Below are 16,241 nucleotides of genomic sequence, written 5' to 3'. Positions count from 1 at the left end.
CCGGGGATTTTTTGTTTGGAGAACCCGCGCGAGAAATCGTGCGGGTTTTTTGTTGGCTCACTGTCTGGCCGCCCTATCTGCCTTTGCAGCCAAGCATTTGCAAAAAATGAGCAGTTTGGAATTCCATGGAAGGACAAAGCACTCTAGGGTGCTGCCTCCTCAAGTCCTGTGAAGCGAGTTAGAGACGAACGATGTCCATCGATGCAGAAGCCATCGCCGACCGCCGCCGTCTGCGCCGCAAGTTGTCCTTCTGGCGCATCGCGGGGTTCTCCGGCCTGATCGCCGCCGTGGCGGCCATCGGTTACGCCTCCGCAGACCGGCTGGGCTACGGCTCCGTGCAGAGCCAGATCGCCCGCATTTCCGTCAGTGGCGTGATCACCGGCAATCAGCGCCTCGCGGATCTCATGGAGCGGGTGGGCGAGTCGCATTCCGTCTCCGGCGTCATTATCTCCGTCAACAGTCCCGGCGGCACCACCACAGGCTCCGAGGAGCTTTTCCGCAACATCCGCAAGCTCGCCGAGAAGAAGCCGGTCGTCACCTTCGTGGACGGCACCGCGGCATCCGGCGGCTACATCACGGCCATCGCTTCCGATTACATCGTGGCACGCGAGACTTCGCTCGTCGGCTCCATCGGCGTGCTGTTTCAGTATCCCGATCTCTCGGGCCTGATGAACACGGTCGGCGTGAAGATGGAGGAGGTGAAGTCCTCGCCGCTCAAGGCGGAGCCGAGCCCCTTCAAGCCCACGAGTCCCGAAGCGCGCGCGGCCATGCAGGCCGTGGTCGGCGATACCTATGACTGGTTCAAGACCCTGGTGCGCGAGCGCCGCCGCCTGAATGAAAACGAGCTTGCCGCCGCCTCCACGGGCCAGGTGTTCAGCGGCCGTCAGGGCGTACCCATGAAGCTCGTGGACAAGCTCGGCGGCGAGCGCGATGCGGTCGCCTGGCTGGAGCAGCAAAAGGGCGTTTCCAAGGACCTTCCGATTCGCGATTGGAAGCCGCGGTCCGACCGGGATTTCTCGGTCTTCGCCGCGACGGCGACAATGGTCGATCTCCTGGGGTTCCAGAGCGCGGCCGAGGCTCTCCGCAGGGCTGATGCCCATGCGGAAGTGACCCGGCTTGACGGCCTCCTGGCTGTCTGGCACCCTTCCGAAAAATAAAGCAACGTCAAAGATATAGCCTTTCCATGATCAAGTCCGAACTGGTGCTCAAGATCGCTGAGCAGAACCCGCATTTGTACCAACGCGACGTGGAGAAGATCGTGAACGCGATTCTCGACACCATCGCCGATGCGCTGTCCCGCGGCGACCGGGTAGAGCTGCGCGGCTTCGGCGCGTTCTCGGTGAAGAAGCGTGATGCCCGCACGGGCCGCAACCCGCGCACGGGCGAATCCGTTTCCATCTCCGAAAAGGTCGTGCCCGTGTTCAAGACGGGCAAGGAAATGCGTCAGCGGCTCAACACGTCGCCATCGAAGGTGCTGAAGGCCGCCGCTGCGCAGTAAGCTTCAAGAGGTGCTCGTGATTCGTTTTCTGAAGGCGCTCATTCTTCTTCCCATCGCGATTCTGGTCGTGCTGCTGGCCGTGGCGAATCGTGGGCCGGTGACCCTGTCGCTCGATCCGTTCTCGCAGGCAGCCCCCGAATTCGCGGCGCAGTTGCCGCTCTTCGCCGTGATCTTTTTAGCCGTCATGATCGGCGTGCTCATCGGCGGCACGGCGAGCTGGCTGGCGCAGGGCAAGACCCGCAAGGCCCGCCGCCAGTTCCGTCGCGAGGCGAACCAGCTGCGCCACGAGACGGAGCGCCTGCGCACCCAGAGCGGCCCCACGACTACGTTGCCCGCTACCGTACCATCCTCATCTCAGGGCTTCTAAAAGGCCCGTCAGGTCTTCCGTCTTCCAGGTCTTCGTTCGCCATGCGCGTCATCACATCCGCCGAGATCGATCGGATTCTCACCTTTCCCGCCCTGGTGGATGCGCTGGCGGAGGCTTTTGCCGGCGACATGGTCACGCCGGTGCGCCACCATCACGAGGTCGAGCGTCCCGGCGCTCACGGCACGCTCCTGCTGATGCCCGCCTGGTCCGGCCCGGCCACGCCCGGCGGCTTCATGGGCGTGAAGGTGGTTTCCGTGTTCCCGGAAAACGGCAGGCACAACCTGCCGAGCGTACTCGGCTCCTATCTGCTCATGAACGGCGAGACGGGCGAGCCGGTGGCCGTGCTCGACGGCACGCGATTGACCGTCTGGCGCACGGCTGCCGCATCGGCGCTCGCGGCGCGCTATCTCGCCCGCAAGGACGCCAGCCGCATGGTCATGGTGGGATCGGGCTCCCTCGCACCCTTCCTCATCCGCGCCCATATGAGCCAGAGGCCGATCCGCGAGGTTTCACTCTGGAACCACCGGCCCGAGAAGGCGGAAGGCCTTGCCGCCGAGCTTCGCGCGGAAGGATTGCCGGTGAAAGCCGTCACCGATCTTGAAAGCGCGGTGCGCGATGCCGATCTCGTCTCCTGTGCGACGCTCTCGACCGCGCCCATCGTCAAGGGCGCGTGGCTGAAGGAGGGTGCCCATCTCGATCTCGTCGGCGCCTTTAACCTGAAGATGCGCGAAGCCGACGACGAGGCGCTGGCCCGGTCTCAAGTGTATATCGACACCGATGCCGCGCGGAGCGAGGGCGGCGATGTCGCCCTGTCCCTTCAGGCGGGTGCCATCGCGCAAAATCATGTGCGCGGGACGCTTACGGATCTCTGCCGACAGGCGCCGCAGCGCACGGACAAGGCGATCACCGCCTTCAAGTCGGTGGGTACGGCATTGGAAGATTTGGCTGCGGCAATCCTGGTATGGCGTTCGACGGCCAAACCGTAATATTATGCAGCGATGAACAACCTGATCAAAATCTGCGGGCTCTCGACGCCTGAGACCTTGGCCGCCGCGCTGGATGCCGGCGCGGACATGGTCGGTTTCGTACGGTTCGCCAAGAGCCCGCGCCACGTCACTCTCGATCTCGGCCATCGCCTCTCCCTGCAAGCCAAGGGCCGCGCCCAGCGCGTCGTTCTTCTGGTGGACCCGGGGGACGAAGAGGTTGCCCAGGCGATCGAAGCCATCAACCCTGACCTGATCCAGCTGCATGGACACGAAACCCCGGCGCGCGTCGCGGAAATCCGCTCCATGGTGCGCCGCCCGGTCATGAAGGCTGTCGGCATTGCCGAAAAGCGCGATCTGGAGACGCTCGCACCCTATTCCACGGATGCGGAGCCCATCCTGCTTGATGCCAAGCCGCCCCGCACGCCCGACGCTTTGCCCGGCGGCAACGGCGTTTCCTTTGATTGGGGTCTGCTGAACGGGCTTGACCCACGTCTCTCCTTCATGTTGTCAGGAGGCCTCGACCCCGACAACGTGGCGGAGGCGATCAGGGTCACGCGGCCCTTCGCCGTCGATGTGTCGTCCGGGGTGGAAAGCGGACCGGGCCTCAAGGACCCGGCGAGGATCAAAGCCTTCGTCAAGGCGGCCCGGACAGCATTCGCTGCCCAGCATTAGAAGAAGGACGCATTTCCTTATCGGAAAACCGGCAGCCGCGTTTCCGGGAAATGCTCAACATCAGGACAGCCCGTGTCAGCTCAAGCCCAACCCAATTCCTACCGCATCGGTCCCGACGAGCGCGGACATTTCGGCAAGTTCGGCGGCCGGTTCGTCGCCGAAACCCTGATGCCGAACATCCTGGAGCTGGAGAAGGCTTACAACGAGGCCAGGAACGACCCGGCCTTCCACGCCGACATGGCGTATTTCTCCACGCATTACATCGGCCGTCCGAGCCCGCTCTATTTCGCGGAGCGCATGACCGAACATCTCGGTGGAGCGAAAATCTACTTCAAGCGCGAAGAGCTGAACCACACCGGCGCGCACAAGGTGAACAACGTGCTGGGCCAGATCCTTCTCGCCCGCCGCATGGGCAAGAAGCGCATCATCGCCGAGACCGGCGCGGGCCAGCACGGTGTCGCCACCGCGACGCTCTGCGCGCGCTTCGGGCTGGAATGCATCGTCTATATGGGCGCGGTGGACGTGGAGCGGCAGAAGCCCAACGTGTTCCGCATGCACATGCTGGGCGCGAAGGTCGTGCCCGTGCAGTCGGGCACGAAGACGCTGAAAGACGCCATGAACGAGGCCCTGCGCGACTGGGTGACCAATGTCGCCGATACCTTCTACTGCATCGGTACGGTGGCGGGCCCGCATCCCTATCCCGCCATGGTGCGCGACTTCCAATGCGTGATCGGCGACGAGACCCGCACGCAGATGATGGAAGCCGAAGGCCGCCTGCCGGATTCGCTCGTCGCCTGCATCGGCGGCGGCTCCAATGCCATCGGCCTGTTCCACCCGTTCCTGGACGACAAGGACGTGGAGATCTACGGCGTGGAAGCAGCGGGCCACGGCCTCGACAAGCTGCACGCAGCCTCGCTCACGGGCGGACGCCCCGGCGTGCTGCACGGCAACCGCACCTACCTGCTCATGAACGATGATGGGCAGATCAGCGACGCCCATTCGATTTCCGCCGGTCTCGATTATCCCGGCATCGGCCCCGAACATGCCTGGCTGCACGAGATGGGCCGCGTGACCTACATCTCCGCCACCGACGACGAGGCGCTGGAAGCCTTCCAGCTCTGCTCGCGTCTCGAAGGCATCCTGCCTGCGCTCGAGCCCAGCCACGCCCTCGCCAAGGTCATGGAGCTCGCTCCGCAGAAGCCGAAGGATCACCTGATGGTGGTCAACATCAGCGGCCGCGGCGACAAGGATATTCCTCAGATCGCGGAAATCCTGGGGAGGGAGATCGTCTAAACTGACGACCAAAACAAGGGGCTCATCGGAGCCCCTTTTCATTCGTCCATCATCATCTCGATGAAGAGTTCGGGATCGAGGCAGAACTCGCGCAGCAGCCGGAAATGCTGCGTCTGTTCGAGGGTGACCGGCTCCAGCCCATATTTGGTGAGACCCAGCAGCTTCGCGCCCGGATAGGCCATCAGGATTGGCGAGTGAGTCGCCATGATGACCTGGCAGATCCCTGACTCGTCCATCCGACGCAGCATTTTCAGGAACTCGACCTGACGCGCCGGGGACAGGGCCGATTCAGGCTCGTCGAAGATGTAGAGGCCCTGGCTGCGGCAGCGCTCCTCGAAGAAGCGAAGAAACCCCTCCCCGTGGGAGTGCGATAGAAAATCAGGCGGGAGTGCGCCGACGTCCCTTGCAGCCTGATCGAGATAACGGGACACGGTAAAGAAGCTCTCGGCCCTGAAGAACCAACCTTGAGTTACCTTCGGAAGCCAGCCTGCCCTTAGGGCTTTGGCCAATTGACCGCCCATGACCTCGACCGCCTGCGAGTGATCGATCGGCCTGTAGCCTTTCGCTCCTCCCGCTTCATCGTGCCCGGCCAAGGCGGCGATTCCTTCGAGGATGGTCGATTTCCCAACACCATTCTCGCCGACGATGATCGTGACGGGACAGTCGAATTCCATCGCGAACTCCGCATCCCGAAAGATCGGCAGGCAGAATGGGTAAGCCGAAGCATCGAGAATCCGGCTCTGATCCAGCCATAATCGTTTAAGATAAGGCGCTTTCAGCCTCGTCATCTGGGTTGCTCTTGCCAAAAACCGGTCTCCTGAACCGCGCGTAAGGGCAGACGGCCCTAAAGGCCTCATGATGCGGCCGAAAACACCATTACATGCGGCTATGGGTAAATGCGATATCCCTGTCCACATCCCGCAAAACCCGTGCTAAACACCCCGCCCATGACCAAGCGCATCGAAGCCCGTTTTGAACAATGCCGTGCGGAAGGCCGCGCCGCTCTTGTCACCTATGTGATGGCGGGGGATCCGGACCCGGAAACCTCGCTTGAGCTGCTCAAGAGCCTGCCCAAGGCCGGCGCCGATATCGTCGAGTTCGGTCTGCCCTTCACCGATCCAATGGCCGATGGCCCGGCGATCCAGGCGGCTGGCCTGCGGGCGCTGAAGGTGGGGCAGGATACGGTCAAAACGCTCGATCTCATCCGCCGCTTCCGCGCGGAGGATCAGGATACGCCCGTGATTCTCATGGGCTATTTCAACCCGATCTATGTCTACGGCGTCGACCGCTTCCTCGTTGACGCTAAGGAAGCCGGCGTCGATGGCCTCATCGTGGTGGACTTGCCGCCGGAAGAGGATGACGAATTGTGTCTGCCGGCGCTGAAGGCCGGTCTCGCCTTCATCCGGCTCGCCACCCCGACCACGGACGATCATCGCCTTCCGGCGGTGCTCGCCAATACGGCCGGGTTCGTTTATTACGTTTCGATCACCGGTATTACCGGCGCGGCGACACCCGATTTCGGCAAGGTCGCCTCGGCGGTGGAGCGCATCAAGCATCACACGAAGCTGCCGGTCGTGGTCGGCTTCGGTGTGAAGGGCGGTGCCCATGCGGCAGCCGTGGCGAAGGGCGCAGACGGCGTCGTGGTGGGCTCGGCCCTGATCGACGTGTTGAAAAGCACGCTTGACGATCAGGACCGCGCGACCTCGCGAAGCGTGGAGGCCGTCACCACATTGGTGAAGGAATTGAGCGAAGGCGTGCGCTCGGTGTCGAAGCGCGCGGCTGCTTGAAGGTTACTAGACGTCATGCCCGCACTTGTTGCGGGCATCCACGCCTTTGATTGCGTGGAAAGACGTGGATGGCCGGGACAAGCCCGGCCATGACGAGAGGAAAAAACGATGAACTGGATTTCCGAAGTCGTTCGTCCGAAGATCAAGACGCTCTTCAAGCGCGAKACGCCGGASAACCTCTGGATCAAGTGCCCGGATACKGGACAGGTCGTGTTCCACAAGGACGTGGAGGCGAACCAGTGGGTGATTCCCGGCTCCAACCACCACATGCGCATTTCGGCCACGCAGCGCCTCCAGCTCATGTTCGACGGCGCCACCTGGCTCGATGTGGCACTGCCGGATGTGGCCATCGATCCGCTGAAATTCCGTGACGAGAAAAAATACGTCGACCGTCTGAAGGATGCCCGCGCCAAGACCGGCCAGCAGGATGCATTCAAGGTCGGCTTCGGCCGCGTCGAAGAGTTTCCGATGACGATCGCCGTGCAGGATTTCGGCTTCATGGGCGGTTCGCTCGGCATGGCGGCGGGCGAGGCCTTCGTGAAGGGCGCCGAGACGGCGCTCGACAAGAAGACGCCTTACGTGCTCTTCGCCGGCTCCGGCGGCGCGCGCATGCAGGAGGGCATTCTCTCCCTCATGCAGATGCCCCGTACCACGGTGGCGATCCGCCGCCTGCGCGATGCGAAGCTGCCCTATATCGTCGTGCTCACCAATCCCACCACCGGCGGCGTCACCGCATCCTACGCGATGCTGGGCGATGTGCATCTGGCCGAGCCCGGCGCGCTCATCGGCTTTGCCGGCCCGCGCGTGATCGAGCAGACCATCCGCGAGAAGCTGCCAGACGGCTTCCAGCGCGCCGAATACCTGAAAGAGCACGGCATGGTGGACATGGTCGTCCATCGCCACGACGTGAAATCCACGGTCGCCCGCCYGTCGCGCCTGTTCATGAAGGCGCCGGAGACCACGCCTGCGTCGCAAGCGGTCGCTGTCGCGGCTGAGTAACGGGACCGGGCGATGGATTCCTCCGATGCGCTGATTGCGCGCTTTCTCGCCCTGCACCCGAAGACCATCGACCTGTCGCTCGGGCGCATCCAGCGCCTGCTCGGCCAGCTCGGACATCCTGAGCGTCGCCTGCCGCCGGTGATTCATGTGGCGGGCACCAACGGCAAGGGCTCCACCATCGCCTTTATGCGGGCGATTCTGGAGAGCGCGGGGCTTGCCGTTCACGTCTATACCTCACCGCATCTCGTGCGCTTCCACGAGCGCATCCGGCTCGGGCGCTTCGGTGGCGGGCGTTATGTGACCGAGGACAGGCTCGTCGAAGCATTCCGGCGCTGCGAGGCGGTGAATGCGGGCGAGCCGATCACCGTGTTCGAGATCACCACCGCCGCCGCCATCCTGATCTTCTCCGAGGAGCCAGCCGACGTGCTGCTGCTCGAAGTCGGCCTTGGCGGCCGGTTCGACGCCACCAACGTCATCGACAAGCCTGCGGCCGCCGTGGTCACGCCCATCGGCCACGATCACGCGGAATATCTCGGCACGACCTTGCAAGCGATTGCGAAGGAAAAGGCTGGCATCTTCAAGCGCGGCTGCCCGGCCATCATCGCGCCGCAGGATTATGTCGAGGCCGATCAGACCCTGCACGACGAGGCCGAGCGCATCGGCGCTTCGCCGCTTCTCATCGGCCAGCAGGATTTCTCGGTGCATGAGGAGGGCGGCCGTCTCGTCTATCAGGACGAGAAGGGCCTTCTCGATCTGCCGCGCCCGAAGCTGATCGGGCGGCATCAATTCACCAATGCGGGCACGGCCATCGCGGCGTTGCGCGCCGCCGGCTTCGAGCAGTTCGAGACCTCAGCCTTCGAGGCGGGCCTCACCCGCGCCGAATGGCCGGGCCGTCTCCAGCGTCTCAACAAGGGCCGCCTGCCGGAAATCGCACCGAAGGATTGTGAGCTATGGCTCGATGGCGGCCACAACCTCGATGGCGGCCGGGTGCTCGCCGCCGCCATGGCGGACCAGAGCGAGCGCAACGATGCGCCTCTCGTAATCATCGCCGGCATGCTCGGCACGAAGGACACCCAGGCCTTCTTCAAGAACTTTTCCGGCCTCGCGCGGGAGGTCATTGCCGTGCCCATCGCCGGCCAGATCGCGGCGCGTCCTGCGGAAGAAGTCGCCGCCATCGCCGCAAGCGTCGGGCTCACTACCTCCACCGCGCCGAGCGTGGAATCCGCGCTCGCCTCCCTGCACAACTACATGTGGGAAAAAGCTCCCCGCATCCTCATCTGCGGTTCGCTGTATCTCGCGGGCGAGGTGCTGGCGGCGAACGGGACGTTGCCGGAGTAGCGCCTCCAAAGCGTGTCATCCCGGACAGCGTAAGCTGATCCGGGATCGTTAGAAAAACCCTCTCACGTCATGGCCGGGCTTGTCCCGGCCATCCCGACCCGAAAAGCTCTGCGCCCCAATCCATCGGGATCACCGGCACAAGGCAGGTGATGACGTGGAGATTCATTCTGACATCGATCCCGGATCTTCGCTGCGCTTCGTCCGGGATGACATCCGAGGCAACGAAAAAGGGGCCTTTCGGCCCCTTCATCATCGTCACATGTAAAGCTTCTTAAGCCGAAGCCTGGATCCAGCGGGAGAGTTCGCCCTTGGGGGCGGCGCCGACCTTCTGGGCCACGACCTTGCCGTCCTTGAACACCATGAGCGCCGGGATGGAGCGGATACCGAGCTGGGAGGAGATCTGCGGGTTCTCGTCCACGTTGAGCTTGGCGATCTTCACCTTGCCTTCCATTTCGGTGGAAATCTCTTCCAGGGCCGGGCCGATCATGCGGCAGGGACCGCACCATTCCGCCCAGAAATCGACCACGACGGGCTCGGAGGATTGCAGGACATCCTGCGCGAAGCTTGCGTCGGTCACCTTTACGGTCGCCATCACATCACCTTTGAACGTTTGAAACAGCGACTCAAGCGTGAGCCGCCCACGATAGGGCCAAGGTAAGAACGGGTGAGGCGGGAATCAAGCAATAGGCAGCCCTGTCACGCCGCTTTGATGAGGGTAAGAGCGGATTCGAGCTCCGGTTCCATGAGTTCATGGATCACCGGCCCTGCGGTCCAGACAAGGAAGGTACGGATGCGCTTGTCCGGGTAGATCTCCGACAGAAGCATCCGGTAGAGGGCGAGCTGCGCCACGTATGACTGGGGCGCCGGCTGGCCTGGTCTTAGCGCTCGCGCCGTCGTTTTAAAATCCGCCACCAGGACCTCGTTCTCCAGCACGGCTAAGCGGTCGATCTGGCCGGAGACCATCAGGTCCCCCTCAATGGTGAGGATCTTGCCCGCGATGGGTGCCTCGGCGCGGGAGCTCGGTCCGAACAGCGCCCTCAGATCGGCATGGTCCAAGACGCCGACCGCGTTGGCGATCACCGATTCGCGGATTTCGGCGGGAAGGCGCGGGGCGCGGGCGTGCACATAGGCGCGGGCCATGGTTTCGCGATGCTCAGGGGCGAGGGCCGGCAGCCGCTCCAGCAGCGCGTGGACCAGAGTGCCATGAAGCCGCGCTTCCGGCGCATAGGGGCCGTCGCCCGGCCTTGTCATGCGCTCGGCAGCACCCAGCGCACTGGAGGGGCGGATCGGGGGCAGGGGCTCCGGTTCGGGCCTTGCAAGGGTTGTGAGCCAATCGGGCACCGAAAGGGGCTCCAGTGGCGCCACATCCGATTCGGCGACGAGCGTGCGCGCGAGCGGCGAGCCCTCGCGCCAGATCTCGATGGGGCCGTAGGGCGCCTCATCGAGCTCAAGGCCGCCCGCCTTGGCGACGAGGCCGTGGCGGATCATCTCGCACCAGGCTTCCTGCGGCGAATCCTTGCGGCCCGTGAGATAGGGCGCGATCACCAGCCGGTCCTTGGCGCGGGTCATGGCCACATAGAGCAGCCGGTTGTGCTCCTCATGGCCCTTCGCGTGCAGGACCTCGCGGGCTTCCGCCATCACGCTGGAATCGGAGTTCTTGCCCGGCGACCAGACGGGGACGGTGTCGCCCATTTTCGTGCGCAGCTGCAAGATGGCAGGATCGCGGCCCAGCACCTCACAGCCGTCGATGAGAATGACGATAGGCGCCTCGAGGCCCTTGGCCCCGTGCACCGTCATCACGCGCACCTCGTTGTTCACCGAGTCGAGATCGCGCTTGATGGTGTGGGACGCGGATTCGAACCGGTTGAGGAAGACGGTGAGCGAGGGTGTCTCCGTCATTTCCGATTGATGCGCGAAGCACAGGAAAGCATCGATGGCATCGCCCGCCTCGCTGCCCAGCCGCGCCACGAGTTGCGAGCGTCCGCCGCGCGGCCCAAGGAGCGTCGCGAAGAAGCCGAAAGGCCCATGCTGGTCCGCGAGTTCTTGCCAGGCGTTCAGCGCTTCGCATCCGGCTTGCGCTTTCGCATCGCCATTCTCGGCATGGCGCTGGAGCGCCTCGTGCAGCGATTCATCATCGGCGCGGCTCGAAGCGATGCGGATGAGGTCATCGTCGTTGAGGCCGACGAGCGGCGACTTCAGCGCGGTCGCAAGGGTCAGATCGTCATCCGGCAACAGCGTCGCGCGGCCCGCCGCCACGAGATCGAGCACGGCGATGTGCTCGCCGATATTGAGACGATCCGCGCCAGCGACAGGCACGCCCGCCTCTTTGAGCGCGCGGATCACCGCCTCGAAAGCGGCACCGCGCTTGCGCACGAGAACCAGCACATCGCCCGCGCTCCACAGGCGGCCCATCTCGTCGCCCTTGGTGGTCCAGCACTTCACTGCCTGCGCGATGCGGCGCGCTACAATGACGGGCGGCGATTGCTGCTCGGGCTCGTCCACGGGCAGAACCCAGGCCTCGGGTTCTTCCTCGTCGGCAGGCTTTTCCGTCGGCCACAATTCCACGAGGCCGGGCGCATGCGGACGCGCGCTCTCATGCACGGTGCCCACCGCCGTGTCATCGAAGGACAGGCCCTTGAAGTGGCGGTCGACCGCGAAGGTGGCGTCCACCGCCGAGAGCACGGCTTTGCCTGAGCGGAACGACATGGTGAGCGACACATCCTCGAAATGCAGCTCCGCATTTCTGACCTTCTGCGACCAGCTCCTGCGGGTGGTCTCGAACTCCTGCGGCGCTGCGCCTTGAAAGCCGTAGATCGACTGCTTGGGATCGCCTACCGCAAACAGCGTGCGGATGCGCTTGCCGCCCGCGCCTTCGCCGGCGGTAAAATCCTCGGTGATGCGGCGCAGGATCTCCCATTGCTGGGGGTTCGTGTCCTGTGCCTCGTCGATCAGCACATGGTCGATGCCGCGATCGAGCTTGTAGAGCACCCAGGACGTATCGCCGCGCGAGAGCAGCGCCAGCGTCTTGTCGATGAGATCCTGAAAGTCGAGCGCGCCGAGCAGCATCTTGCGCTTTTCAACGCGGTCACGGATTTGCGCCGCGAGCAGGAACAGCGCCTGCGTCCGCTCCACCGCGCGCGCGGCCTTGCGCTTGTCGATGAGATTCCAGATTCGGCTCTGCTCGTCGAGCAGCTTCTCCTTCAAACCCTCGTCAATGTCCTTCGTCAGGAAGGCGGATCCCTTACGGGGTGTTCCGGTGTCGGTGAGGAAGACCGAAAGGTAGTGTTCGAGCTTGGCGGAAGGCTCGCTCGCTTCAGCGGCAGCAATCAGAGACGCGGCACGTTTCTGGTCGGTCGCCTTGCCTCTCAGCAGTTCCTGCGCGATGGCGGGCCAATTCTCCGGCTTTAGGCCGTCTTCCAGCATTGCTCGTTCGATGCCCGCAAGCGTCTCGTCGGGCTTGAGCCCAAGCTCTTGACGCATGCGCGCAGGGCCGCTCGCATCGTGCAGAAAGTCCTTGCAACGAAGCGCGGCATTGAGCGCGGATGTCAGAGCGTCGCCCACCGCATCGACGCTGATGATGTCGAGGGCATCCTTCAATTCCGGAGCGCCGCCGTTCGAGGCATCCGCCAGCACGTTCTTGATCGCCTGAGCCAGCATCTCGTCGGTCTGGCTTTCGTCCAGCACCGCGAAACGCGCGGGCACGTTGGCCTCGAAGGGCACGAGATGCAGCAGGCGCTCACAGAAGGCGTGGATGGTGTCGATCTTCAAGCCGCCCGGCGTTTCCACCGCGCGGGCAAAGAGCGTGCGGGCGAGCTTGATCTGCTGCCGCGTGGGCCTCTCGCCTTCGAGTTCGGTCAATTCCTGAACGAGGCTCTCATCGTCCATCGTCACCCAGCGGCCCAAGCGCTCGAACACGCGGATCGCCATGTTGGCGGCGGCGGCCTTGGTGAAGGTGAGGCAGAGGATTCGTCCAGGCAGCGAGCCCGCCAGCAGCAGGCGCACCACACGGTCGGTGAGCACCTTGGTTTTGCCTGCGCCCGCATTGGCCGACACCCAGGCGGAGGCGCGCGGGTTCGCGGCGCGGCGTTGGGCCTGCTTGGTGTAATCGGGAATGACGAGATCGTTGCTCATTCGCCGCCCTCACCGCCGCCGGCGCTCGCCAGCGACCATTCCTTCACGCGCGCCAAATGATCGTATTCGGAAAAGCGCCGGGCATATTTCGGGAAGGGGCGCGACACGTAGGCCGACTCACCCTTCACGAACCGCGCGATCATGCCCTCGAACCGGCGGCGATGTTCCTCCACGATCTCCGAAACGGTCCGCTCCTCATCGCGCCCCGGTTTGATCTCGCGCGGTTTGATCGGCTCGCGTCCGCCAGTGGTGTGAACATAAAGGAGATCCGGCGTGTCCTTCGCCATGGGTAGGCCCTTGAACGCGCCCTTCATCAGCATCACCGCTTCCAGCGTCAGCTGCGGCGAGAAGCCTGCATAGACCTCGCGCACGCCCGGCGGCTGGCCGGTCTTGAAATCGACGATGGTGAAGCCGCCGTCGCGGCGCTGCTCGATGCGGTCGGCGCGGGCGCGCAAATTGAAGATCGAGCCGTCGGGCAGCGGAATCGAGAGACGTCCCGAACGCTCGGCGAAGACCTCCGCGAGATCGGGCCGGCGCATCTGCTCCCACACCACGAATTGCGCGGCGAGCCGCTCGAAGCGCGGCCACCATTCAGCGTAGAGTTCGGGATAGGCCTGCTCGATCTTGAAGAAGGCTTCCGTGCCGAGGCCGAGCAGGATTTCCTGCGCATTCTCTGGCAATGCCTTCGGATAACGCTCGCCAAATGTGCCGATGATGTCGTGGATGATCGTGCCACGCTCGGCAGCGCTCGGCGCAACGGCGATCTCATCCAACGCATCGAGCTTGAGCACATGCCGCGCAAAGATCGAATAAGGATCGCGCACCAGCATCTCGACTTCGGTGACGCTTAAGGAACGTGGGAACAGCGCCGGGTCCGGCTTCGGGCGCGGACGTGGGAGAGCGGGCGCGGGCTCCGGCGTGTCGAGAGTGCGCGCGAGGCGGCGGTAATATTCGCCGGAGCGCGTCATGCGTTCCCACACCTCCTTGCCAGTAAAAGCCTTGAGGCGTTGCAGGAAGCGCGAAGGCACCATGGGCGAGCCGTCGCGCTTGTGCGCGCGGGTGATCACCACGTCGTGCGTTCCGAGTGCCTGCACGAAATCGTGCGCCGTCTGGCCAATGCGCCGCTCGGGCGGCATCAGGCCGACGCGGGCGCGCATGGGGCGGTTGAGGAACGCATCCGTCACCGTGCGCGGCGGCCATGTGCCTTCGTCCAACCCGCCGAGCACCACGCGGTCCACGGACAAAAGACGGGCTTCCAGAAGGCCGAGGATTTTCAGGCGGCGATGGGTAGTGCGCGGCGAGGGGCTTAAACTACGCTGCTTGGCGAGCGCTGTGAAAAAGGCGGGATAGTCCACGAAGCGGCCTTCCAACGGATGACCCTCTTCTGCGCGAATATCCGAGTTCTCCAGATCGTCGAAGAGCGCGGCCAGCGGCTCACGGGAGGGTTCTTCCTCCGCCTCTTCGCCATCGGGCGGCGCGCAGAGCCATTCGACGGCAACGCGGTGGTGTTCGACAAGCGCCATCAGGTCGAGCCTGCCCTCGCCATGAACGGCGGGGGTGAAGGTCTGGAAGGCGAGGCCGAGGCGTTGGAGCAGTTCGTCGGCAAGATCCCAATCAGCATCCGTCAAACGCGCGCGGGGACGTGGCGTGCGGTGGTCCTTTTCCGTGCGGCGGGTGGCGAGCGCGGCACGCAGGCCCTCGATGCCGGGTGCGGGCGCGGGGCCGCGCAGAACGCCGATCTCGAGAATGCTCGCCGCATGCTCGACCTGCTCGCGGGTGTAACCGAGGCGCACGAGCGGATGCGCGAGAACGGCGAGCAGCCGCACGGGACTCAAATCGTCGGCCGCCGCTTCCGCCGCCAGACGCGCGAGACGGCCTGCCGGCGTATCGGAAAGGGGAACACCGGCGGAATCCTCGACGCTCAATCCCCAGCGCCCGAGTTCCGCCGTCACGCGTGTGGCGAGTGCCCGGTCGGGCGTGACGAGGGCTGCGGTCTTGCGGGTGTCGGCGAGCGTTTCGCGCAGGGCAATGGCGATGGCCAATGCCTCCTCGCGTTCATCCATCGCTTCGATGATGGTCAATCCCTCGCAGCCGCTCTTACCGAGCGCCACGCGCTCCTCCGCTTGGATCAGCGACCAGCGGTCGGTGGTGTCGGCGGGGCGCAGGGCTTCCGAGAGAAGCCGGTTGCGGGCTCGCGCCTCATCCGGCGCATCGCCCAGAACGGGGATGTCGGAGCGCTGGATGCGCAGATGCTTGTCCACGAGGCGGCGCAGGGCGGCCTGCGGATGGCTGTGCACGGGGTCATTGTCGTCGTCGCCAACGCCGCCGATGGTGAGCCAGCTTTCCTCGTCGAGATCCGTGTCGAGACCGGGTAGCACGACGGCACCCTTCGGCAGTCGCGCGATGGTCGCCATCAAATGTGCGGTCGCGGGCACCGAACCAGTGGAGCCTGCGACGATGATCGGATGTGTCGGCCGCTCGCGGGTGAGACGGCGCGCCTCCGCCTCGATCAGCGCGGTGCGCCGCTGCGCGGGATCGCTCGCCTGGCGCTCACCCAGAATCTTCGGCCAGTTCTCGCTCGCGATCTGTACGAAGTGGCGGGTGATCTCGAAATATTTCGAGTAATCCGCATCCACCGCGAGTTCCAGCGCGTGCCAGTCGATGCCTTCCGTGGTGAAGGCGTCCATCAAGGTTTCGAGATCGCCCGCGAGATTCACCGCGTCCGCAGGGGAGGCGGGCACCATGAAGGGAATTTCGGGGCCGATTTGCAACAGCGCGCGGTCCACTTCCGCCGACCAGCGCTGCACGAGGCGCGTGAGGATGAGGCGGCGCTCCAGCGGCGGGATCGGCGGCTTGAGGCTGGCGGCTTCCGCAAACGGCGTGCCTTCGAGCCCGGTCAGCTCGAACTCCGCCTCATCGGTTTCGCCCAAGGGCACGATGCGTGGCAGAAGCTGTGCGCGCCCGTCTCCGCGCTCGGCGAGAAGCGCAATCAGCGCGCGGGTGGCGCGGCGGGTGGGCACATAGATGGTGATGTCGGCAAGTGCTGCTGGATCATCGGATAAAGGGCCGACAAGGCGGCCCTCAAGCAGCGCGTCCACGAGGGTCGGCAGGAAAGCGCAACCCGGTGGGATTGAAAAGACGCGCGGTAACTCGCTCGACAACACAAAACC

General features: G+C 64.5%; 13 protein-coding genes. 9 read left to right on the top strand and 4 right to left on the bottom strand.

The annotated features are described in order from the left end of the window. Positions 1-191: 191 nt before the first annotated feature. The 6 genes from sppA to trpB all read left to right on the top strand — a co-directional run bounded on the left by sppA (position 192) and on the right by trpB (position 4,816). Positions 192-1,157 (top strand): signal peptide peptidase SppA, encoded by a 966-nt coding sequence (gene sppA, locus ACXJKO_RS02985; RefSeq protein WP_457089588.1) that lies wholly within the window; start codon positions 192-194, stop codon positions 1,155-1,157. Between the two features lie 26 nt (positions 1,158-1,183). Next, the gene (ihfB, locus tag ACXJKO_RS02980; RefSeq protein WP_457089587.1) at positions 1,184-1,498 is read left to right on the top strand and encodes an integration host factor subunit beta; all 315 of its coding nucleotides are present in this window, start codon (positions 1,184-1,186) and stop codon (positions 1,496-1,498) included. A gap of 16 nt (positions 1,499-1,514) precedes the next feature. Continuing rightward, positions 1,515-1,865 carry a LapA family protein gene (locus ACXJKO_RS02975; protein WP_457089586.1) on the top strand — a complete coding sequence of 117 codons (351 nt, stop codon included), beginning with the start codon at positions 1,515-1,517 and terminating at the stop codon, positions 1,863-1,865. A gap of 41 nt (positions 1,866-1,906) precedes the next feature. Continuing rightward, a complete protein-coding gene (lhpI, locus tag ACXJKO_RS02970; protein ID WP_457089585.1) occupies positions 1,907-2,851 on the top strand; it encodes a bifunctional Delta(1)-pyrroline-2-carboxylate/Delta(1)-piperideine-2-carboxylate reductase in 945 nt (314 codons plus the stop codon). 12 nt (positions 2,852-2,863) lie between these two features. Next, positions 2,864-3,523 (top strand): phosphoribosylanthranilate isomerase, encoded by a 660-nt coding sequence (locus ACXJKO_RS02965; RefSeq protein WP_457089584.1) that lies wholly within the window; start codon positions 2,864-2,866, stop codon positions 3,521-3,523. 72 nt (positions 3,524-3,595) lie between these two features. Beyond that, positions 3,596-4,816, top strand: coding sequence for a tryptophan synthase subunit beta (trpB, locus tag ACXJKO_RS02960; RefSeq protein WP_457089583.1), 1,221 nt, complete (start codon positions 3,596-3,598; stop codon positions 4,814-4,816). Between the two features lie 38 nt (positions 4,817-4,854). On the opposite strand, the gene ACXJKO_RS02955 is transcribed toward trpB, so the two are convergent. After that, positions 4,855-5,604, bottom strand: coding sequence for an AAA family ATPase (locus tag ACXJKO_RS02955; protein ID WP_457089582.1), 750 nt, complete (start codon positions 5,602-5,604; stop codon positions 4,855-4,857). A gap of 159 nt (positions 5,605-5,763) precedes the next feature. Here ACXJKO_RS02955 and trpA point away from each other — a divergent pair, with 159 nt between their 5' ends. The 3 genes from trpA to ACXJKO_RS02940 all read left to right on the top strand — a co-directional run bounded on the left by trpA (position 5,764) and on the right by ACXJKO_RS02940 (position 8,940). Next, complete coding sequence (gene trpA / locus ACXJKO_RS02950; protein ID WP_457089581.1) at positions 5,764-6,603, top strand: tryptophan synthase subunit alpha; 840 nt, start codon at positions 5,764-5,766, stop codon at positions 6,601-6,603. 108 nt (positions 6,604-6,711) lie between these two features. After that, positions 6,712-7,602: an acetyl-CoA carboxylase, carboxyltransferase subunit beta gene (accD, locus tag ACXJKO_RS02945; protein WP_457089580.1), complete on the top strand. Its 891-nt coding sequence runs from the start codon at positions 6,712-6,714 to the stop codon at positions 7,600-7,602. Between the two features lie 12 nt (positions 7,603-7,614). Continuing rightward, positions 7,615-8,940, top strand: a complete 1,326-nt coding sequence (locus tag ACXJKO_RS02940; protein WP_457089579.1) for a bifunctional folylpolyglutamate synthase/dihydrofolate synthase — start codon at positions 7,615-7,617, stop codon at positions 8,938-8,940. Between the two features lie 271 nt (positions 8,941-9,211). Here the strand turns inward: ACXJKO_RS02940 and trxA are convergent, their stop codons facing one another. From trxA to addB, 3 genes are all read right to left on the bottom strand, one after another. Then, complete coding sequence (gene trxA, locus ACXJKO_RS02935; RefSeq protein ID WP_457089578.1) at positions 9,212-9,532, bottom strand: thioredoxin; 321 nt, start codon at positions 9,530-9,532, stop codon at positions 9,212-9,214. 104 nt (positions 9,533-9,636) lie between these two features. Next, positions 9,637-13,071 (bottom strand): double-strand break repair helicase AddA, encoded by a 3,435-nt coding sequence (gene addA / locus ACXJKO_RS02930; RefSeq protein ID WP_457089577.1) that lies wholly within the window; start codon positions 13,069-13,071, stop codon positions 9,637-9,639. Next, complete coding sequence (gene addB, locus ACXJKO_RS02925) at positions 13,068-16,232, bottom strand: double-strand break repair protein AddB (RefSeq protein WP_457089576.1); 3,165 nt, start codon at positions 16,230-16,232, stop codon at positions 13,068-13,070. The genes addA and addB overlap by 4 nt, the downstream gene beginning before the upstream one ends. Positions 16,233-16,241: the final 9 nt, after the last annotated feature.

The organism is Microvirga sp. P5_D2 (assembly GCF_054049475.1).
This window is presented reverse-complemented; position numbering and strand designations above follow the sequence as displayed.

Bases quoted from the DNA above. Each gene is read 5' to 3' on its own strand.
- ihfB (WP_457089587.1), top strand. From the start codon at position 1,184: ATGATCAAGTCCGAACTGGTGCTCAAGATCGCTGAGCAGAACCCGCAT.
- sppA (WP_457089588.1), top strand. From the start codon at position 192: ATGTCCATCGATGCAGAAGCCATCGCCGACCGCCGCCGTCTGCGCCGC.
- ACXJKO_RS02940 (WP_457089579.1), top strand. From the start codon at position 7,615: ATGGATTCCTCCGATGCGCTGATTGCGCGCTTTCTCGCCCTGCACCCG.
- ACXJKO_RS02965 (WP_457089584.1), top strand. From the start codon at position 2,864: ATGAACAACCTGATCAAAATCTGCGGGCTCTCGACGCCTGAGACCTTG.
- trxA (WP_457089578.1), bottom strand. From the start codon at position 9,532: ATGGCGACCGTAAAGGTGACCGACGCAAGCTTCGCGCAGGATGTCCTG.
- addA (WP_457089577.1), bottom strand. From the start codon at position 13,071: ATGAGCAACGATCTCGTCATTCCCGATTACACCAAGCAGGCCCAACGC.
- ACXJKO_RS02955 (WP_457089582.1), bottom strand. From the start codon at position 5,604: ATGACGAGGCTGAAAGCGCCTTATCTTAAACGATTATGGCTGGATCAG.
- lhpI (WP_457089585.1), top strand. From the start codon at position 1,907: ATGCGCGTCATCACATCCGCCGAGATCGATCGGATTCTCACCTTTCCC.
- trpA (WP_457089581.1), top strand. From the start codon at position 5,764: ATGACCAAGCGCATCGAAGCCCGTTTTGAACAATGCCGTGCGGAAGGC.